This is a genomic window from Bradyrhizobium sp. BRP22 (assembly GCF_020194175.1).
Classification (GTDB): domain Bacteria; phylum Pseudomonadota; class Alphaproteobacteria; order Rhizobiales; family Xanthobacteraceae; genus Bradyrhizobium.
Window position 1 is genome coordinate 1 of record NZ_JADYVX010000042.1, and the last position, 16,223, is coordinate 16,223.

Below are 16,223 nucleotides of genomic sequence, written 5' to 3' on the forward strand. Positions count from 1 at the left end.
TCTGGAAGGCGGTATGCGTCTTCCGATATCGGCAGCATAGTCAACGCTTTAACATGCCTTCCGGACCTTGGTCCGGGACTTTTTCCGGGACTTTGCAACGCGCTCGACTGCGGCGGCGACGTCCTGGTCCAGCACGTGGGCATAGCGCAGGGTGGACTTGATGTCCCGGTGGTTCATCGCCTTCTGAACTAGCTTCAAATTGCCGCTGTCGCGCAAGAGCTTGGTCCCGAAGTCATGCCTATAGTCGTGAAAGCGGAAGTCGGTCACGCCGGAGTTGGCACGTATGGCCTGCCAGACAGATTTCGTGCCGTTGTAGGTCACCGGGTATCGTTGCCCCCTCACTCGACCGATCCGCTTGTTGCCGTACATGGCGACATAGGTGAACACGAACTCTGGATGCTGGCCCTGCAGGGGAAAGAGGATATCCCTGATGCTGTCGGTGATCGGGAACACAACGCGCCGTCCGCCCTTGCCGAGACGTACGACCTGCTTGGTTCCGAAGTTCACTTCCGACCAGCGGAGGGTCACGCATTCCTTGAACCGCATGCCACTGGCCCGAACGAAGGCGAAGAACGGCTCATAGTCGGCGCGCATCGCCGCATCGAAGGCCGTAGCCTCATTGTCTTGCAATTCTCGGACCCGCTCCTCCGGCTCGGGTAGCAGGAGCTCATCCCACTTCGGTTCGTTCTCGAACACGGCCCCCTCATCCTTCGCGAAACGAAATATCCGCTGCAGGACCTTCGTCGCCGAGCGGTTCACGGTCGCATTCGCGACCAACGGCAGCGCGGCCTCTTGCTCTTTAGTCCGTTTGCCGCGTCGCGAGACCCGATGGCCGCGCCGCCAGGCAACCATTTGCTTTGCCTTGTTGTGATCGATATCGGTGAGCGGCGTCGCTTCGCCGAAATGGTTCACGAGGCGCTCGAGGTTGGTCCACGTAGCGTCTGGGTCGGCATCGTACTGTGCTTCGTCGTTCCATAGGCGGACGACGACATCACCGATCAGCAGCGATGCCTTGGCCCGTCTGGATGCCTTGATCAGCTTTTTGGCTTTTTCTTTCTCTACGGACTCGAATTTTTCCGCTTCTTTTCGAGCCGTGCATTCCGTAGATCCGAAAAACCGACGACCACCATGCCGGAAGTCGTATTGGTAGAACGGTGATTTTGGGGTCTTGTAGACTGACATGCTTCCCGCCTCCGACGGCGCTCGATGAAGTCGTCGAGATCCGCCTCGGTGAACCGCCGCCGAGGTCGCTTCGAGCCACGCCCCACGAAAATATAGGCGATATCGCCGTCGTGGACCAAGGCGGCAAGCTGATCCACTGTGATGGTAAGCCGATCGGCGGCTTCCTTCGGGGTCAACAAACGCGCTGTTGCGCGCGCGGACGCGGTCTCGCCGGTCATTCCGCTGCCTCCAGAGCGAACCTGCCGACGTCCGGCTTGCGCTCGAGCTGGTGCCGCGGCCGGTAGTTGGCCTGCACGATCGCCTTGACGAAGCGGCACGGCACCGAATTGCCGACCATCCGCCCCTGCTCTTCCGCCGTGATGCGGCGCAGCACAGTCCCGTTCTCGGTCTCGCGCGGGATCATGATGTCGATCTTGTAGTCGGGCGGGAAGGAGTGGGCGTTGAAGCGCTCGCGCGGCGTCAGCATCCGCATGCCGATGTCGATGATCTGGTAGTCCTCGCCCTTGACGGTCACGAGGCCCATGCGGGCCTTGGCCGTCAGGGTGTGGAGCGGATCGCGAGTGTCCTGATGTTGGCCGCCGCTCTTGTAGAACTTCACGAGGAAAGCGCGGACCTCGGCCAGGTGGCCGCCCTGCGCGGTGACCGCCGGTACCGGCGCCTGGACCGACGAGCCGCGCCGATCGCTGCCTTTCAGGTTCAGCAGTCCGGCCGACACCACAGCTTGCGTGCAGCCCTTTCCGACGATCGTCGAGACCGGCTCGCGCGCGTCATGGCCGGGCTCGAAATAATTGTGCTGGGCGAGGAAGGCGGAGACTACGCCGAGCGGCGCGGCCCCGCCAGGACGCTTGACGTAGCTGTTGGCCGTTACCGTGTGCAGCGGCTCATCAGCACCGTGCCCGACGCTGTTCTCACGGAACTTGGTGATGAATGGTGTCACCAGCGAAGCGCCGTTTCCCGTCGGCACCACCACAGTCAAGGGCTTCTCGATCGAAAGGGTGCGCGGCTCTTGTCCATCGCGCTCGCCGTACCGCGGCACCATGAAGGGCACCACGAGCGCGTGCTCGCCCCGCTTCGCGCCGGTTTGGGTCCGGATCGGCTCGCGAATGCTGTGCGCGCGCGTGTCGCCGGCATGAGTGACAGGCACGATGAAGGGATCAGCGCTCTCGATCACGTACCGAACGAGTCCCTTGAAGATCCGCGCCAGCGTGTTCGGCTTGAGCGGCCGCTGCACGCGGATGCCGGTCTCCTTGTAGAGCTGCTTGACCTCCGCCGGCGAGAGGAAGATCGACGGACACGGGATCGACCAGTCGATGACGTGATCGGCGGCCGTGCGCCACGGCTTCAGCTCGCCCGACAGCACCTCCTCAGAATCCGGAGCGCCATGCGTGTGCGCCGGCCAGGTGATCGGCTCATCGTCGCAGCGCGCGATCATCATGAACCGCGTCCGGATGGTCGGGTCGCCGTGGTTGCACATCTTGACGACCTTCCACTCGATGCGCTTGTAGCCTTCCCGCTTCAGCGCACGAATGAATTTCTGGAACTCCTCGCCCTTGCGATCAGGATCCGGACGGCCGTTCGGCAACAGTGGGCCCCACGTCAGAAACTCCGGCACGTTTTCAAGGAAGATCACGCGCGGCCTTTGCCAGGCGGGAAGCTGGGCCCAATGCAGCGCCACCCAGGCGAGCCCGCGGATGCGCTTCTCGACCGGCTTTGCGCCCTTGGCCTTGGAGAAGTGCTTGCAGTCCGGAGACAGCCACAGCATGCCGATCGCACGGCCGGCGGCGGCTTCCGATGGCACCACCTTGAAGATGTTCGAGTTCAGATGTTGGGTGTTGGGGTGGTTCGCCTTGTGCATGGCGATCGCCACCGCATCGTGGTTGATGGCGATATCGGGCGAGACGCCCAAAGCCATTTCGATGCCGGTTGAGACGCCTCCCCCACCTGCAAAACAATCGACGATGATCTCCGTCATTCTCCCCCTACCCCCTGAACCTCATGATCGCGTTGCGGCTGGTGACCGCGGTAAAGCCGTCTTCGAATTTCACGAGACAACTGTTCATCGTGCCGCGCGCGAGCACCGCGCAGCGCTGGCCTTTGCGGCCCATCCGATGCCAGCGATAGACGTACGGAAATGCCTCGTCGGTCATGCCGTCCACGCTCGCATCCACTTCAGCGGCTCGCAGACCGAGCGGTCAGCCAGCTTCCACTCGAAGATGTCGAGCTGTCCGTCGACAGGGATCGGATCATTCAGCAGTACAGGATCAGCGAGCACGAACGCCCCGGGGCCGACGAACCACGGGCTATCGCTCTTCGAGACGTTGTCGACGATGTTGACGTGGCCGATGATAGCCCCGCGAACGAGATCGGCCGGCGGAGGACAGGTGACGCCGAGGTCTGCCATAAAATCGCGGCCATCGGCGTATTCATCCTGCGTCATGCCCTTCGAGGCTAGGATGGCGACGCGCCCGCGGAATCGCCAATCCTTCTTCCAGTGCTTCCAGCTACGGTTCTCAACGTCCTTGCCGTGGAAGATCGCGTAGGCCCACGGCTGGCGGACAGCGAGGGCAACGCGGGGAAGAGTGGTCGTCATGGCTTGCGCCTCCACTCGAACTTGAAGCCCCTCACCATGTCCGCGCGCACGAGAGCATCAATCTCTTCATCGGTGGCGCTGTCGGGGACCTTGACCTCGCCGTGCGTCCGCAAGGCGCTTGAGACGCCGACATAGGTGGCGCGAGCCTTCCAGGCGACGGTTATTTGCTTACCCTGCTCGCTCACGCTGCCCTCCTCTGCCATAGCGCGTCGTACGAAAGCCCAAGCATGTGCTCCACTTCGTGGACGAGCCCCGCGCTCTCCATGCCAGGGATGATCTCTTCGCAGATGACGGTGATGGCCGCGTCGAGGTAGCGCTTGAAGTCGTCGCTATCCATTCGCTCGAACGAGGTCGAAGCGACGCGCGTCACCATCCTGTTGTCGTGAAACTCGATGTGCTCGACATAGCCGAGCTTGATCTTGAGCCAGAAGTGGAGCTGTTCAGCGGCCCGGTAGAACTCTTGGTTTTCGACGACGACTCCGAGCAGCTTCCAATAGAATCGGTTTTGGAGGATGCTGCGCTTGCTCGCCGAGGTCAGCTTGGCGACGAACTCCTTGCCCTGCGGGAGACCGTCGATCAGTTCCTGATCGCCAGCCGTTCCCGGTACCAGATGCGTGCCCTGGACGCGAATGAGCAACTCCGTCGCCATCAGGTCGCCCTCGGAAATTCACGCACCATCAGGTCTGGCGGGATCTCGCTCTTGCCGTTGGTCTGCTTGAAGTAAAAGGCGACACCGCGCGGCTTGCATTCGTCACGCAGGTCACGTGCCCATTGCAGGTCCATCTCGCGACCTTCGCGCACGCGATCCTCGCCACCGCAGATGATCCAGTTGGGAAAAGAACGGTGCCCGATCTTCAGCGGGCCGAGCGCTGGCTCATAGCTGACGAAGTGGACGGACGCCGGCACGTCCTGAAGGTAATTCATCCGCCGGTCGTATTCGGTCTGGTTCTCGGCGGTGACGCCGACCCAAATGTGCGAGGGGAGTCCCGGCTGCCATACGCGCGGGATCATATCCATGATGTTCTGTGGACGCTTGGTCAGCAGCAGCCAGTCGAGTTCTGGCGTGTCGCGGATCACCTGCCAAAGGCGCTCGCGCCATTCCTGGGGCGCCTGGTTGTCGAAGACGTCGGCGAGGCTGGCGCAGAACACCCTTGGCCGGAACCGAGAAGCTTCACTGTAGTTCGACGGCGGAGCGTGCTGCGCCTGCTTGGCCCATTTATACGGCTTGCGCCAGTTGGTGTCGGATGCCAGCCGTCGCGGGTGGTTACCCCACTGCACGAGGCCAGAGCGCTTCGCCCATGTCTCGGCATAGCAGAAATCGCATGCGCGCGAGATCGCCGTGCATCCGAACCACGGATTGAATGTGTGCGTGGCCCACTCGATTTTGGTGTTCTCAGCCATCGGCGAGGCTCGCAAAGGTGTGGCAGGTAAAAATGATGGCCCGCATGTGCTCGACGTTCGGCGAGGCGTCGTAGAGCGCGATGCAGGTCTTGAGCGGATCAATGCCGATGCGCGCGTAGAAGGCGATCTCGTTGCCCTTGTGCTGGGCGTCGGGCGCGTCCTGATGGCAGGACTGGCAAAGCGGGAGCGTCCAGGCATCGTCCGGCTTGGCCTGCATCCCTGGATTGGGCTTGCCGATCTCGGCGCAAGCGAAGCGCACATGCGCGGCGACGCCCGCGGGATCTCGGCGGCACTGCGGGTTGACGCACGGCAACTGCCGGATAGCCTCGAGATGCGCGTTGTCGCGCGCCCTGCCGTGCTTCGGCTTGACCGGCTTGGTCTTGGTCTCGCGCCGGCCGCCCTTCAGGAGGCTCCCGATCGGCGCGACATTGGCGATGCGCTGGGCCACTATTCCGCCTCGCTGATGCGCTGGAAGGCATCCATCACGAGCTGCTGCGAGCGCGCCCAATCGGATTTCGAGGCCCTGCCCTTCATCGGGGTCTGGTGCTTGTTCTGCACCGCGGCCAACTGCTCGGTGTCCTCGCAGCCGGAGAGAGCGTCGCCCAAGCCCTTCAGCCAATCCTCGACGTTGAAGGGCTCTCCTTCCTTCGGCTCGGCCGTCCGGCGAAGGTACGGCGGAATGTCCAGCGGGTGCTGTTCCGACTTCATCGGCTTATCGCCGGGGAAACCATCATCGACATCCACCACCTTCTGGTAGTGCACTCCTTCCACCGTGACAGTCTCGCCGCCGCGGGAGTCGCTGACGACCTTCGCCGGCTTCTGATCGGATTGAGGCGGCGGCGCCGGGGGCTGATCAGTCGCCGCCGCCTCTGGCGTGGCCGAGGCCGGTTCGGTCCACTCGACTTCCGTCGTGTCGTGCCGACCAGCTTCAGCAACTTCTTCAACCGTCTGAGCCGCGGACTGCGCGTTCGCCAGCTCCTCGGCGCGGTCAATCTCGTCCTGGGTAACAGGCGCACTCGCCTCATGCGTGATCCGGGCAGCGGGCGGCGCCGGCGGCTCCTCGTTCACGAGGCGCGCCTGCTGGGCGCGATGGCTCGCGTTCAGATCCTCCATTTCATCGTCGGAGTAGACGCCGAGCATCAAGCCAGGCGCATACACGCGACCCCACTCGCGCGCGCCGCGATAACGCAGCATCCGCTTGTGGCCGCCCTTCGCGTCCCATGGCGAACCGCGGCCCGTCGTTTTCCACTCACCGACAGTGCCGTCGATCTCCTTCGGACGGCCCTTGGAATCTAGAACCGGCTTGCCGTTGACGGCGCCCGAGACGACCACCCTCATGGCGTCGCCAAGCCCCGTGATCTCGTATTCGAGTTCGACGCCGAGCTTGCCTTCCAGAACTGCCGCGATCAGCTTGCCCTCATAGCAGAGCTTGCCGTGAACGACGGAGACGCACTGCGCCACTGCGAACGGGTCCATGTTCCAGCGCACAGCCTGATTGACCACCAGAAAGCAGTTGGCCGTCACCACATCGATCGGGAGCGGCACCAACTTGCCCTCGTCGTCCTTCTCAAAGCAGAGCGAGTGGGGAATCAGGTTTGAGCGCGCCATCACGGTCGCGATGCGCTGCATGTGCTCGAACCGGGCGGTATCGAGGACGGCGATCGGATCGGAGACGACGCGGACTTCCTGCCTGCGGACCGGAGCCAGCGCGGTTGCGCTGGACTGATCGATAGTGGCGACTTGGTTCATGCTGCCCTCTTGTCAGATTTGACGACACAGCCCGGGAGGGCCACCTGCTTCTTCGCCGCGTCGTCCGCGATCTCCTGCAGGAGAGCGACGAGACGCGGGTGATCCTTCAGGCTCTCAAGAAGCTTGGCCTTGTCCGTAATCTCCGCGAAGAAATAGGTGCGGAGGCCCGTCGAGCGCTTCGACGAGCCGGAAGTGACGCGGACCTGCGGCGCCTCCTCGAGCGATTTGCCAGAGGTGATCGCAGCGACCTTCGCGGCCTCGGCCTCCTGCGCCTTCTTTGTCAGCCAGGGCGTCACGACAACGGCCTTGAGCCGTTTCTTCAGATCCTCGGCGCGATCACGCAGGCCGAACCACTTCTTGTCGACGGTGCGGCCGGCTTCGAGATGCGGCGCCTTCTCCTTCTTGTGCAGATCGACGATCTTGTTCTGCAGCTCGCCAAAGGTGTTGGCCAGGTCTGATGCCTGATCGGCGATGGCCTGTTCTGAGGCAGCGCCCGCCTTCATCATGCGTTCGGCTTCGCGCGCCAGATCGTCGATACGCTCTTGGATGGACTCGACCGTATCCTCGACCGGCGCATTGTTGTGGCCGATGACAACCTCATTCAGGTCCGGCCACGAGCCACCATTGCGAATTGAGGTGTAGAGTTCGTGCGTGATCGGCCGCTCGCAGACATAAGTCCACATCTCGCGGGCGCGAATGTCATCGACCGGTCTACCGTCGTAGTGGCAGCAAAGCGTGCCGTCATCCTTGTACCAGTAGGCGACGGTGTAGAACGCCACCTGCCCGGTCTGCTTATCCTTGCGACGCGAGCGATAGAACCCGGTCATGGGTTCGTCAGCGGTCTTGTGACCGAACACGCCCTTCAACGCGTTACGCCACCAATCCCAAGGATCGGCGGGCGGAATGATGCTGACCTTCTCCAATGCAGCGGTGCTCACAGCGGCGTCCCCCCATGTTCGGTAGGTTCGAAATCGGAGAGCAGCGCGCGGTCGCTCATCCAGGCGTAGACGATCAAGCCGCCGAGCACGGCGCCGACGCAGATCAGTCCAATTGCGAGAAAGAGGTCCATCGCCCTACTCCGCAGCCTGAGCGTAAACAGGAGACGTCGTCAGCGCGTCGACGACGCCAGCGAAGCGCGCGTCGTCGCCGAAGCGGCGGTACCAGCGCAGAAACAGTCGGGCCTGCGCGAGACGACGTTCGTGATTAGGATTGCGAGTTGGAAAGCCGGAGCGCTCGCGGCGGCGCCGGTCGCGAATCTCCGCTTGATAGCTGCGTTCGATCTCGGCGAGCGCGCCGGTGACGTTGACCGGGCATTGCATGGCGATCGAGCCGAAGTCGCAGACGTTCTTGATGTCGCCGGCACCGCGGCGGATCGCGCGCTCGACGGCGAGCTTGTGATCGTTGACGCGCCGGTTGTTGCCGAACGCTGCGTTGATGGCGGCGATCCCCGCCTCGATGGCGCCGCCGGCACGGCCGCGCTCAAAAGCGCCTGCTGCCCAGGCTTGAACCCGATCTTCCCGTGGAATGAAATTGGACATGGTCCGCCTCCGTGATGACGCGGACCAATTTGTAGCGAATATCGCTACATGTCAATCTCTGTAGCGATTACAGCTACGAAATATTTGGACGGTAATATTGTCCTTATCCGAACACGAGATAAACCAAATAGCCTACGATGATGAGCGCCCCCATGGCCACAACGAAGCTGGTTGCGGTATCGGTCTTGCCGGTTCGAAGTGCGTACCGTTGCACGGTGCGTCCTAAGAGAACCATGGAGATCGCGAAGATAGCGCCGAAGACCCCGACAATTGCACCGGTGAGCACGCCAGCGCGCTCCTACAGATCGAGCAGCGTCCGCTTGACGCGGCCGATCACTTCTAGGTCCTTCTTGTTCTTGAAGAAGATCGGCTTGTTGACTGGATTCGTCGAATAGGGAGCCAGGTGAGCTGGATCCCCGCTCTGCCACATCTTGTACGTCGTTTCTCCGCGGTGAGAGAACACGTAGCAGCGACCGTTGATGAGGGTCCGATCAGCCTTATTGACGATTATGATCGACCCTTCCGGCGAAATCCGGTCCATCGAGTCGCCCTCCACGTTGAGAGCGAAAAACTCACCACGGCCGAGATCGGCGAAGGCCAGGAGTGGTACGTCCTCGACCGGTATCTGCGAACTTGGCGCCTTCAGTTTACCGGCAGCAACTGAATCCAGCAGCGGTACCCTTGTGATCTTCGGCGTATCCTTCGGCATTCCGGCCTTGGGCATCCCTCGCAGTGATGCCGGCGCCGGAAACCCGGTGATCTCTTCGATCGCAAGCATTTCCTCGGCCGAGACGTCGCGCTCTTCCTTCAGGATTTTGTAGACCTTGGAGCGATCAAATCCTACCCGCAAACGGGTGGCGAGTGCCCGAGCCAAATCGGATTGGCTCATGCCGTTCGCGTGCTCCATTGCTGCCTCAACCCAATGGGCAATCTGGGATTTCTTGGTTCGACCTAACGTCATTCAAGTACCGTAGCGGATAGCGCTACAGCGGTCTGTCGCCTTTTTCGCTACAGCCTCTTGCCTTTTGTAGCGATTATCGCTACCGTCCATATATGGAGCCTGCACAGACCATCCTCACGAAGCTTGGTGGACCGACGAAGGTCTCTAAGTACCTCGGCATTCACCGCACCCGCGCCTCGAACTGGCAGCGTCCGCGAGCCAAGGGCGGCACCGATGGTGTGATCCCGCAGCGCTACCACCGTCAGCTCCTCGACTATGCTGCCTCCGTCAAGGTGGAGTTGTCTGCTGACGACTTCCTGCCCGCGCGCACTCAACCGCAGGAGAGCGCGGCGTGATGTTTCACGTGCAACACTTCCACCCGATCGTCGCGCTACGCGCGCTTGGGCTTTTGGCCCCGGCCGGGGAACGCAATGACCTTTCCCCCGGCCGGGTCCGCGGTCCGGGGGCGGGACCGATCCACAACCGCCTTGGCGACGTCGCCCAGCAGCAACCAGCAATCCTCCTCAGCCTCCGTCGCAGCATCCTCGCCAAAGGTCGCGATGGAGGTGATCTTCTCGCCGCTCATTCTGAACTCCGTGCTCACCCGCGTTGCGTACAGGGAGAGTTTTTTCAGATGCGCAAAAGAAATTTGATTTCGGCGCAAATGGTTGCCGAGGCCCGAGGATGGGCCGAAGAATTGACTGCTTTGGAAATCCGCGGGCCCGGCGATCTGGAGCCCGCTTGGCGACGGCTCGAAGCCCGCTATGCCATCCCCTATTCCACCTTCTGGTCGCTGAAGTATCGGCACGACCTGAAGGACATCTGGGCGTCGCTACACCGCATGCTCGAGCTGGCGCTGACGGCTGAGCGCGCCCTCCGAGCTGCGCAGGATTCGCATCACAACTTCATTGAGAAGGTCGTCACCGGCAACGGATGACGCCTGGAAAGGCGTGGGGAATGCCGTTCAAGGATCCGGAGATCGCTCGCGCTTACCGGCGCGACCGCAGGCGCAACGAGCGCATCGAGCTCAGAGATTTGCGGCGCGCCATGTCGCTGCATCAGAGGCTCGGCATCGAGACGCAGGTCTATCGCGTCCCGGTGCTCGACGACCACCGCATGGGCCGGCGTTTCGACCGGCAGTCGCGGTGCTGGAACCATCAGCACCCCTATCGCGAGAGCATCACGCTCGCGCGGGTCTGACCCACCCACAGTTCTGTTTGCGTTTGCGTGCCCAACACCATCGGGAGAACCACCATGTCGTCTCGCCTCATCAGGCGTTTCTCGGAAATCATCGGCCTAGTCGATCGGGACTTCGAGCCCAAGCTGAACTCGGCCGTCACCGAAGTCGTCGAAGCCCTTGTCGATCTGCCTACCGAGAAGGGCAAGGCGTCGATCACCGTCACGTTGGACTTCGAATACGAGAAGGGAATGTTCAACCTTCTCCCCAACGTGAAGGTGAAGCTGCCGGAGGGCCAGAAGTTCCGGCGCACTCCGTTCTGGGCGCACGAAGGCGCCCTCTCTACCCAGCACCCGTCGCAGATCGACATGTTCGTCCGCGACTCCCACCCCACCAAGACGCCGGCCCAGGCTGGCTAACACAAGGAGCGTTTCATGTCTGAAGCGGTCAACGGCGAAGCCGTTACCAGAATTGCCGACCTCGCAAAGAGCGCGGCCGGCGCGGATATCCTCAGCGTCAGTGTCACCGGTGTCGGCCTGCCGTCGTCTTTCCCCGTGCTGTTCGACAAGCGTGCGAACGGCGTCGGCATCAAGGATCTGAAGGCCCATGCCGAGACGTGGCGCACCGCGCCGGAGCGCAAGAAGGGCACCGCCAAGCTGGCGACGCTCGACAGCTTCATCGATCTGACCAACCGCCACAAGGATGCCAACTCGGTCATCTTTGCCCAGGCGACGTGGCCGAACCCCTCGCTTACCGCGGTCCTCAACTACAACGCGGGAGGAGCGGATGGCGCTGCGCGCTTCGGCGATCACCGCTTCGTCTATTCCTTCCCGATCACCGACGAGTTCAAGGCGTGGGCGGATCATGATTCCGCTCCGATGTCGCAGGGCGAGTTCGCCTCGTTTATCGAGGAGCGCGTGTTCGAGCTGGCCGATGCCATGCCCGAGGAGCTTGATAGCTTTGAGAAGCTGCTGCGTACGCAGTTCGCTTCGCCAAGCCGCATGGTTGAGCTTTCGCGCGGCCTGCAGGTGCACGTCGCTTCGGGCGTCAAGTCCGGCATCACGCTGAATTCCGGCGAAGCGGAGATCCAATTCGTCGAGGAGCATCGCGACACCAACGGCGAAAAGCTCACCGTGCCGGGGCTGTTCATGATCTCCCTGCCAGCCTTCATCGGCGGCGTGCCGGTTCGTATCCCGGTGCGGCTCCGGTACCGGATCAAGTCCGGCGCTATCGCCTGGTTCTACCAGATGTATCGCTGGAAGGAGTTCCTGCGCGAACGCGTCGTCGCGGATCTCCAATTGGCGCGCTTGGAAACTGAGCTGGCCACCTTCGAAGGGTCGCCCGAGTAATCATGGACGACCTTTTCTCATACGCCGCGAAGCAGGCGCAGGGCAGCGAGCCGCCGGAGGGTGTTCGCCCCGACGTCGCGTCGCTGTTCGAGCGCCTGGCGCTGCAGCTATGGGCAAAAGGTCGCCGCCGCTTCTCTGCGGACGCGATCCTGCATCGCATCCGCTGGGAGTTCACCGTCGAACGCGACGGTGAGTGGAAGTGCAACAACAATCACACGTCCGTGCTGGCGCGCTGGTTCATCGCCAACCACCCGGACAAGGCGGACTTCTTCGAGACGCGTGTGAAGCGCGCGAAGGAGGCCGCATGAAGGTCGAGACCTTCCTCGACGGCCGCGTGACGATGCTGATCGGCGATGTGCGCGAGGGGCTGACAAGCCTCGATGCCGATTCCTACGATTGCGTACCGACCTCCCCGCCCTATTGGGGCCTCCGCGACTATGGCGTTGAAGGCCAGATCGGGCTTGAGCCCACCCTGGGCGCGCATCTTGATGTAATGGTCGAGGTATTCGGCCGCGTGCGCCGCGTCCTGAAGCCGACCGGCACCCTGTGGCTCAACTATGGCGACTGCTATGCGGCCTCGCCGAATGGCCGCAGCGCGGCCGACACCAAAGCGGCCGGTAATGACGATCGCACGTTCCGCGACAAGCCGTTCTCTACAGTGGGCCCCGTTAATTCGCGCGTGGGACGCTCAGAAAACCTCGGCAACCGCGGCTCCGATGGCGTGCGCCGCAACGGCGGCCGGCTCGCCAAATGGGATCGGAAGTCCGAGCGTAGCGGGCACAACTTCGGCGCGGCGGATGAGAGCGTAGCTGACGTCCGAGTTATGCCAGGCGGTTACCTGAAGCCGAAGGATCTGTGCATGATCCCGAACCGGCTCGCCATCGCACTGCAGGATGATGGCTGGTGGGTCCGCTCCGAGATCGTCTGGCACAAGCCGAACCCGATGCCGGAGTCGACGCGCGATCGTCCGACCAACGCGCACGAGAAGATTTGGCTGCTCACCAAGCGGGAGCGCTACTTCTACGATGCGGACGCCATCCGCGAGCCCGACAGAGGGCTCGATCACCCGCGCAACGTGCTGCACAAGCCGGAACCAAGCGGCGGAGTAATGTCGCCACACACGGGAATCCGTAGCGCCGAGGGGCGAAACGGCCAAGGTGCGAACGCGCGGAATGTTTGGACGCTCGCCACCGCGGCGTTCTCGGAAGCTCACTTCGCCACGTTCCCGCCGGCGCTGGTCGAGCGCTGCATCAAGGCAGGCTGTCCTACCGGTGGTCGAGTGCTCGATCCCTTCGGCGGTGCCGGCACCACGGCAATGGTCGCGGTAGCGCTCGGCCGCACCGCCACCCTGATCGAACTCAATCCCGAATATGCCCGCCTCGCCCGCGCGCGGATCGAAGCCGCGTTCATGAGCAAGGCAGCGGGTGCGCGTCACATGGTCAAGAAGCTCGGCAAGGCCGAGCCGGCAGGGCCGTTGTTCGAGGGAGCCGCAGAATGATTGCAATCGCATTGTCCGACGAAATCCCGGGGTTTCTCGCCGACGGCTATCGCTACGGCGGTCGCTATTCCGAGCGGTACCACATCATGCACCGGCTGCCGTTCGACTCGGCGCCGATCGTCGACGAAGAGACCGCGCACATCGCCGGTGCAATCGCGGATCTCGGAGCCGAGCAGTGAGCGGCAACGCGGGCGCATCGATCGGCCACGCGCCGGGGCCAGCGTCGACGCCTCAGGAAGAGATGGCGGCGTTCGAGCAGCTCGGCCCGGCGTGCAAGGCCGCGCTCAATGACAGCGTCTTCCCATGGTCGAGCGTCGAGGTCGCGCGGCGCTTCAAGCTGAAGAACCTCGACCCTTCGGACCCGGACCACGACACGTCCATCGCCAATGAGCTGCGGGCGATCGACGCAACCAAAGCAGCCGACAGGAGAGTCTAATGACTGAGCAAGCGCAGAAAGCCGAACGACCAGCGCCGTCAATCGAGCAGATCAAGGCTGTGTTCGCAAAGGCAAACGATCGGCAGAAGGCGATTATGAAGTTTGCCGCGACGGTCGGGGTGCTGCGCAAGGCGAAGGCGACCGACGATGTCATCGGCGACGCTTTCAACGTCGCGATGAAGTCGTTCGCCCTCGACGTAGAAATTGCGATGCTCGTGCATCTCAACGAGACGCATAAGGAAACGAACGTTCCGCTCAACATCGTGATCGGCATGATGGGCCTCGAGCTCTGTGACCGTTCCGACGTGGAGAACCGCAGGCTCATCAACGTTCTCGAACTCGTCCGCGAGCAGGGAAAGGCGAACGCATGAGCGCGCCAGATTCCGTGATCGACGTTGCGCACTTCGTCAGCGACATGCGCGCGGCGATCGACAAGCACGCGGCTGACGCTGGGCGCACGATCAATCGCATGAACAGGCCAGCGGGCGAGATCAGCGCGCCCACCAAGAGCGACGAGTTGTGGGCGGCGTTCCTCGCCTTCCACAACGCTGTTGTCGACTGGATCGTCGCCGAGGGCATCCGCGAGGACAAGCTGAAGGCCACCGTCATGGTCGACATCGGACTGCGGATGTTCCTCGACAACACCCGTGAGGCGGTGCTTGCCGCGGAGCTGGAGAAGCGAAGGCCAACGCCCAACATCATCGGATTGCGCCAATGACTCATCACCTCAACAAAGTCTCCGGCAAAGAATTGGAGAACGTCGTCGCTATCGGCGACGCCATCTACGCAGAGCTGCAATCGCTGCCGGGCCAGAAGGCCGGCGCGGTGCTGACCTATCTCGTCGTCAAAACGTACCTGTCGGACTACTGCCCCGCCCACGTCGGCGGGGCAATCGAAACCTTCTTCGAGGGCGTCAGGCGCAGCATCTCCACTTACTTGAAGGGCCAACGATGAGCATGGATCAGCAGCTATTGAACCATCTCCGAGATCCGGTCACCGAGGATCTATATCTCGGTACCACCGTGCGCCTGCGAGACGTCCCCGGCCCGCTCCTGCGCATCATCGACATCCAGGACGACCAGGCGACCGTGTTCTGGTTCGACCGCCACAACGTACCGCACCAGCACCAGTTCAACTGCGCGCTGCTCGTGCGGATGCCGCCGTTCGAGCCCGGCAACATCGCCGCCCGCGGGAGCAACGCCCGCGCAATGGCGGAATACAGAGGGGATGACGCCGATGCTCGTGACTGAGGAAGAAGCCAGGAGCAAGCGCTGCCAGGAGAGCTTCGGCGACGGCTCCGTGTCAGCCGGAGCCGCGCAAGCGATGGGCGTGCCGGTCAACCCATTCAGTCATGGCTTCAGCCCAGCTTCGATGGTGCATGCCTCGCCGCATAACTGCATCGGCTCCGCCTGCATGGCATGGCGATGGATGCAGGTCCTGGCGTCGAACGGGATGGACGTCGTTCAAGATTCGCGCGGCCGCGGCTACTGCGGAAAGGCAGGCCGGCCATGACGTTCGCGATCAAGAGCATGGGACCTCCCGGCCGCCATATGCGCGGCACCATCGTTACTTGCGGCCACTGCGGCGTGGTCCGCACGGTGCAGATCAATCACTTCAAGGGCCAACAGCGCGACAACGACGATCTCGAACAGCAGTTCATACGGAACAAGCTCGAGAAGGACGGCTGGCTGATCGGCAAGAAAGCTGAGCAGCACCGCTGCCCCGGTTGCTATTCGGCGATCAGGTCGGCGCAGAAGCGCAAGAACGAGGAGAACGTAGTGAACCTGCCGATCAAGCCTGGGCCGACCAAGCCCGAACAGCCCCGCGAGATGTCGCGCGACGATCGCCGGATCATTTTCGAGAAGCTCAACGAGGTCTATGTCGACGAAAAGACCGGCTACGGACCTGGTTGGACGGACGCCAAGGTGGCGTCGGATCTCGGCGTGCCGCGCGCCTGGGTGAAGGGCCTGCGCGACGAGATGTTCGGGCCAGAAGGCTCGAACGAGGAAATCAGGGCGACCATCTGCGACGCGCAGATTCTCCTCAATGACATCCGTGTCGTCGCCAACGCTGTGCAGGGGTCCATCGAGCCCCTGAAGACGATCCTCGACAAGGCCGAGCGCATCGAGAAGCGCATTGCGCAGATCCAGCAGGAGTTGCGCTGATGCCGATTGCCTATCTCGTTTGGGTCCAGGGCCCGAAAGGCCCTTGCCCGCAAATCTGGCACGACGACGGCGACCGCTTCGTCGGCCCGTCCGATCTGCCTGTGCTCGATCGTCGTCCGCTCGCCGCCGGCGCGAAGCTCGATCTCGAGCTGCTCACCCATCTCTATCCCTTCACCGCAACTCAGGAGGCCGCATAGC

30 protein-coding genes are annotated in these 16,223 nt (G+C 62.7%); 16 read left to right on the forward strand and 14 right to left on the reverse strand.

The annotated features are described in order from the left end of the window. Positions 1–48 precede the first annotated feature (48 nt). From I6F35_RS33710 to I6F35_RS33775, 14 genes are all read right to left on the reverse strand, one after another. Complete coding sequence (locus I6F35_RS33710; RefSeq protein WP_225121956.1) at positions 49–1,182, reverse strand: site-specific integrase; 1,134 nt, start codon at positions 1,180–1,182, stop codon at positions 49–51. Between the two features lie 214 nt (positions 1,183–1,396). Next, positions 1,397–3,154: a DNA cytosine methyltransferase gene (locus tag I6F35_RS33720; RefSeq protein ID WP_225121957.1), complete on the reverse strand. Its 1,758-nt coding sequence runs from the start codon at positions 3,152–3,154 to the stop codon at positions 1,397–1,399. Between the two features lie 7 nt (positions 3,155–3,161). Beyond that, positions 3,162–3,338, reverse strand: coding sequence for a hypothetical protein (locus tag I6F35_RS33725; protein WP_225121958.1), 177 nt, complete (start codon positions 3,336–3,338; stop codon positions 3,162–3,164). After that, positions 3,326–3,772, reverse strand: a complete 447-nt coding sequence (locus I6F35_RS33730) for a hypothetical protein (RefSeq protein WP_225121959.1) — start codon at positions 3,770–3,772, stop codon at positions 3,326–3,328. Before I6F35_RS33730 ends, I6F35_RS33725 begins: the two co-directional genes overlap by 13 nt. After that, on the reverse strand, positions 3,769–3,957 hold the full coding sequence (locus tag I6F35_RS33735) for a hypothetical protein (protein ID WP_225121960.1): 189 nt from the start codon (positions 3,955–3,957) through the stop codon (positions 3,769–3,771). Before I6F35_RS33735 ends, I6F35_RS33730 begins: the two co-directional genes overlap by 4 nt. Further along, positions 3,954–4,421 carry a hypothetical protein gene (locus tag I6F35_RS33740; protein ID WP_225121961.1) on the reverse strand — a complete coding sequence of 156 codons (468 nt, stop codon included), beginning with the start codon at positions 4,419–4,421 and terminating at the stop codon, positions 3,954–3,956. Before I6F35_RS33740 ends, I6F35_RS33735 begins: the two co-directional genes overlap by 4 nt. Continuing rightward, a complete protein-coding gene (locus I6F35_RS33745) occupies positions 4,421–5,173 on the reverse strand; it encodes a DUF5131 family protein (RefSeq protein ID WP_225121962.1) in 753 nt (250 codons plus the stop codon). The genes I6F35_RS33740 and I6F35_RS33745 overlap by 1 nt, the downstream gene beginning before the upstream one ends. Then, on the reverse strand, positions 5,166–5,621 hold the full coding sequence (locus I6F35_RS33750) for a DUF968 domain-containing protein (protein ID WP_225121963.1): 456 nt from the start codon (positions 5,619–5,621) through the stop codon (positions 5,166–5,168). The genes I6F35_RS33745 and I6F35_RS33750 overlap by 8 nt, the downstream gene beginning before the upstream one ends. Beyond that, positions 5,621–6,922, reverse strand: a complete 1,302-nt coding sequence (locus tag I6F35_RS33755) for a hypothetical protein (RefSeq protein WP_225121964.1) — start codon at positions 6,920–6,922, stop codon at positions 5,621–5,623. The genes I6F35_RS33750 and I6F35_RS33755 overlap by 1 nt, the downstream gene beginning before the upstream one ends. Next, the gene (locus tag I6F35_RS33760; protein WP_225121965.1) at positions 6,919–7,860 is read right to left on the reverse strand and encodes a hypothetical protein; all 942 of its coding nucleotides are present in this window, start codon (positions 7,858–7,860) and stop codon (positions 6,919–6,921) included. The genes I6F35_RS33755 and I6F35_RS33760 overlap by 4 nt, the downstream gene beginning before the upstream one ends. Further along, complete coding sequence (locus I6F35_RS40335; protein WP_275945528.1) at positions 7,857–7,991, reverse strand: hypothetical protein; 135 nt, start codon at positions 7,989–7,991, stop codon at positions 7,857–7,859. Before I6F35_RS40335 ends, I6F35_RS33760 begins: the two co-directional genes overlap by 4 nt. Positions 7,992–7,995: 4 nt before the next feature. After that, positions 7,996–8,460, reverse strand: a complete 465-nt coding sequence (locus I6F35_RS33765) for a hypothetical protein (RefSeq protein WP_225121966.1) — start codon at positions 8,458–8,460, stop codon at positions 7,996–7,998. Between the two features lie 103 nt (positions 8,461–8,563). Further along, positions 8,564–8,746, reverse strand: coding sequence for a hypothetical protein (locus I6F35_RS33770; protein WP_225121967.1), 183 nt, complete (start codon positions 8,744–8,746; stop codon positions 8,564–8,566). Between the two features lie 12 nt (positions 8,747–8,758). Further along, positions 8,759–9,367, reverse strand: a complete 609-nt coding sequence (locus tag I6F35_RS33775; protein ID WP_225121968.1) for an XRE family transcriptional regulator — start codon at positions 9,365–9,367, stop codon at positions 8,759–8,761. Positions 9,368–9,513: 146 nt separating this feature from the next. On the opposite strand from I6F35_RS33775, the gene I6F35_RS33780 reads away from it, so the two are divergent. Genes I6F35_RS33780 through I6F35_RS33855 form a run of 16 tightly spaced genes read left to right on the forward strand, consistent with a single transcriptional unit; the run spans position 9,514 to position 16,222 of the window. Further along, positions 9,514–9,756, forward strand: a complete 243-nt coding sequence (locus tag I6F35_RS33780; RefSeq protein WP_225121969.1) for a hypothetical protein — start codon at positions 9,514–9,516, stop codon at positions 9,754–9,756. Then, on the forward strand, positions 9,756–10,337 hold the full coding sequence (locus I6F35_RS33785) for a hypothetical protein (RefSeq protein WP_225121970.1): 582 nt from the start codon (positions 9,756–9,758) through the stop codon (positions 10,335–10,337). Before I6F35_RS33780 ends, I6F35_RS33785 begins: the two co-directional genes overlap by 1 nt. A gap of 20 nt (positions 10,338–10,357) precedes the next feature. After that, positions 10,358–10,600: a hypothetical protein gene (locus tag I6F35_RS33790; RefSeq protein ID WP_225121971.1), complete on the forward strand. Its 243-nt coding sequence runs from the start codon at positions 10,358–10,360 to the stop codon at positions 10,598–10,600. Positions 10,601–10,654: 54 nt separating this feature from the next. After that, positions 10,655–10,996, forward strand: coding sequence for a hypothetical protein (locus I6F35_RS33795; protein WP_225121972.1), 342 nt, complete (start codon positions 10,655–10,657; stop codon positions 10,994–10,996). A gap of 15 nt (positions 10,997–11,011) precedes the next feature. Then, complete coding sequence (locus I6F35_RS33800) at positions 11,012–11,926, forward strand: DUF2303 family protein (RefSeq protein WP_225121973.1); 915 nt, start codon at positions 11,012–11,014, stop codon at positions 11,924–11,926. 2 nt (positions 11,927–11,928) lie between these two features. Then, on the forward strand, positions 11,929–12,234 hold the full coding sequence (locus tag I6F35_RS33805) for a hypothetical protein (RefSeq protein ID WP_225121974.1): 306 nt from the start codon (positions 11,929–11,931) through the stop codon (positions 12,232–12,234). Beyond that, the gene (locus I6F35_RS33810; protein ID WP_225121975.1) at positions 12,231–13,424 is read left to right on the forward strand and encodes a site-specific DNA-methyltransferase; all 1,194 of its coding nucleotides are present in this window, start codon (positions 12,231–12,233) and stop codon (positions 13,422–13,424) included. Before I6F35_RS33805 ends, I6F35_RS33810 begins: the two co-directional genes overlap by 4 nt. Then, the gene (locus I6F35_RS33815) at positions 13,421–13,603 is read left to right on the forward strand and encodes a hypothetical protein (protein WP_225121976.1); all 183 of its coding nucleotides are present in this window, start codon (positions 13,421–13,423) and stop codon (positions 13,601–13,603) included. The genes I6F35_RS33810 and I6F35_RS33815 overlap by 4 nt, the downstream gene beginning before the upstream one ends. After that, a complete protein-coding gene (locus tag I6F35_RS33820) occupies positions 13,600–13,860 on the forward strand; it encodes a hypothetical protein (RefSeq protein WP_225121977.1) in 261 nt (86 codons plus the stop codon). The genes I6F35_RS33815 and I6F35_RS33820 overlap by 4 nt, the downstream gene beginning before the upstream one ends. After that, the gene (locus I6F35_RS33825; protein ID WP_225121978.1) at positions 13,860–14,231 is read left to right on the forward strand and encodes a hypothetical protein; all 372 of its coding nucleotides are present in this window, start codon (positions 13,860–13,862) and stop codon (positions 14,229–14,231) included. The genes I6F35_RS33820 and I6F35_RS33825 overlap by 1 nt, the downstream gene beginning before the upstream one ends. Next, positions 14,228–14,578 (forward strand): hypothetical protein, encoded by a 351-nt coding sequence (locus I6F35_RS33830; RefSeq protein WP_225121979.1) that lies wholly within the window; start codon positions 14,228–14,230, stop codon positions 14,576–14,578. The genes I6F35_RS33825 and I6F35_RS33830 overlap by 4 nt, the downstream gene beginning before the upstream one ends. Further along, positions 14,575–14,814, forward strand: a complete 240-nt coding sequence (locus tag I6F35_RS33835; protein ID WP_225121980.1) for a hypothetical protein — start codon at positions 14,575–14,577, stop codon at positions 14,812–14,814. Before I6F35_RS33830 ends, I6F35_RS33835 begins: the two co-directional genes overlap by 4 nt. Beyond that, the gene (locus I6F35_RS33840) at positions 14,811–15,110 is read left to right on the forward strand and encodes a hypothetical protein (RefSeq protein WP_225121981.1); all 300 of its coding nucleotides are present in this window, start codon (positions 14,811–14,813) and stop codon (positions 15,108–15,110) included. The genes I6F35_RS33835 and I6F35_RS33840 overlap by 4 nt, the downstream gene beginning before the upstream one ends. Then, complete coding sequence (locus tag I6F35_RS33845) at positions 15,088–15,372, forward strand: hypothetical protein (RefSeq protein WP_225121982.1); 285 nt, start codon at positions 15,088–15,090, stop codon at positions 15,370–15,372. Before I6F35_RS33840 ends, I6F35_RS33845 begins: the two co-directional genes overlap by 23 nt. Next, positions 15,369–16,025, forward strand: a complete 657-nt coding sequence (locus I6F35_RS33850) for a hypothetical protein (protein WP_225121983.1) — start codon at positions 15,369–15,371, stop codon at positions 16,023–16,025. The genes I6F35_RS33845 and I6F35_RS33850 overlap by 4 nt, the downstream gene beginning before the upstream one ends. After that, the gene (locus tag I6F35_RS33855) at positions 16,025–16,222 is read left to right on the forward strand and encodes a hypothetical protein (protein ID WP_225121984.1); all 198 of its coding nucleotides are present in this window, start codon (positions 16,025–16,027) and stop codon (positions 16,220–16,222) included. The genes I6F35_RS33850 and I6F35_RS33855 overlap by 1 nt, the downstream gene beginning before the upstream one ends. Position 16,223: the final 1 nt, after the last annotated feature.

Excerpts from the sequence above, each read along its gene's own strand:
- I6F35_RS33775 (WP_225121968.1), bottom strand. The coding sequence starts at position 9,367 with ATGGAGCACGCGAACGGCATGAGCCAATCCGATTTGGCTCGGGCACTC.
- I6F35_RS33720 (WP_225121957.1), bottom strand. The coding sequence starts at position 3,154 with ATGACGGAGATCATCGTCGATTGTTTTGCAGGTGGGGGAGGCGTCTCA.
- I6F35_RS33850 (WP_225121983.1), top strand. The coding sequence starts at position 15,369 with ATGACGTTCGCGATCAAGAGCATGGGACCTCCCGGCCGCCATATGCGC.
- I6F35_RS33795 (WP_225121972.1), top strand. The coding sequence starts at position 10,655 with ATGTCGTCTCGCCTCATCAGGCGTTTCTCGGAAATCATCGGCCTAGTC.
- I6F35_RS33815 (WP_225121976.1), top strand. The coding sequence starts at position 13,421 with ATGATTGCAATCGCATTGTCCGACGAAATCCCGGGGTTTCTCGCCGAC.
- I6F35_RS33855 (WP_225121984.1), top strand. The coding sequence starts at position 16,025 with ATGCCGATTGCCTATCTCGTTTGGGTCCAGGGCCCGAAAGGCCCTTGC.
- I6F35_RS33825 (WP_225121978.1), top strand. The coding sequence starts at position 13,860 with ATGACTGAGCAAGCGCAGAAAGCCGAACGACCAGCGCCGTCAATCGAG.
- I6F35_RS33745 (WP_225121962.1), bottom strand. The coding sequence starts at position 5,173 with ATGGCTGAGAACACCAAAATCGAGTGGGCCACGCACACATTCAATCCG.
- I6F35_RS33810 (WP_225121975.1), top strand. The coding sequence starts at position 12,231 with ATGAAGGTCGAGACCTTCCTCGACGGCCGCGTGACGATGCTGATCGGC.
- I6F35_RS33800 (WP_225121973.1), top strand. The coding sequence starts at position 11,012 with ATGTCTGAAGCGGTCAACGGCGAAGCCGTTACCAGAATTGCCGACCTC.
- I6F35_RS33790 (WP_225121971.1), top strand. The coding sequence starts at position 10,358 with ATGCCGTTCAAGGATCCGGAGATCGCTCGCGCTTACCGGCGCGACCGC.
- I6F35_RS33845 (WP_225121982.1), top strand. The coding sequence starts at position 15,088 with ATGACGCCGATGCTCGTGACTGAGGAAGAAGCCAGGAGCAAGCGCTGC.
- I6F35_RS33710 (WP_225121956.1), bottom strand. The coding sequence starts at position 1,182 with ATGTCAGTCTACAAGACCCCAAAATCACCGTTCTACCAATACGACTTC.
- I6F35_RS33830 (WP_225121979.1), top strand. The coding sequence starts at position 14,228 with ATGAGCGCGCCAGATTCCGTGATCGACGTTGCGCACTTCGTCAGCGAC.
- I6F35_RS33740 (WP_225121961.1), bottom strand. The coding sequence starts at position 4,421 with ATGGCGACGGAGTTGCTCATTCGCGTCCAGGGCACGCATCTGGTACCG.
- I6F35_RS33755 (WP_225121964.1), bottom strand. The coding sequence starts at position 6,922 with ATGAACCAAGTCGCCACTATCGATCAGTCCAGCGCAACCGCGCTGGCT.
- I6F35_RS33805 (WP_225121974.1), top strand. The coding sequence starts at position 11,929 with ATGGACGACCTTTTCTCATACGCCGCGAAGCAGGCGCAGGGCAGCGAG.
- I6F35_RS33840 (WP_225121981.1), top strand. The coding sequence starts at position 14,811 with ATGAGCATGGATCAGCAGCTATTGAACCATCTCCGAGATCCGGTCACC.
- I6F35_RS40335 (WP_275945528.1), bottom strand. The coding sequence starts at position 7,991 with ATGGACCTCTTTCTCGCAATTGGACTGATCTGCGTCGGCGCCGTGCTC.
- I6F35_RS33780 (WP_225121969.1), top strand. The coding sequence starts at position 9,514 with ATGGAGCCTGCACAGACCATCCTCACGAAGCTTGGTGGACCGACGAAG.
- I6F35_RS33835 (WP_225121980.1), top strand. The coding sequence starts at position 14,575 with ATGACTCATCACCTCAACAAAGTCTCCGGCAAAGAATTGGAGAACGTC.
- I6F35_RS33785 (WP_225121970.1), top strand. The coding sequence starts at position 9,756 with ATGTTTCACGTGCAACACTTCCACCCGATCGTCGCGCTACGCGCGCTT.
- I6F35_RS33730 (WP_225121959.1), bottom strand. The coding sequence starts at position 3,772 with ATGACGACCACTCTTCCCCGCGTTGCCCTCGCTGTCCGCCAGCCGTGG.
- I6F35_RS33765 (WP_225121966.1), bottom strand. The coding sequence starts at position 8,460 with ATGTCCAATTTCATTCCACGGGAAGATCGGGTTCAAGCCTGGGCAGCA.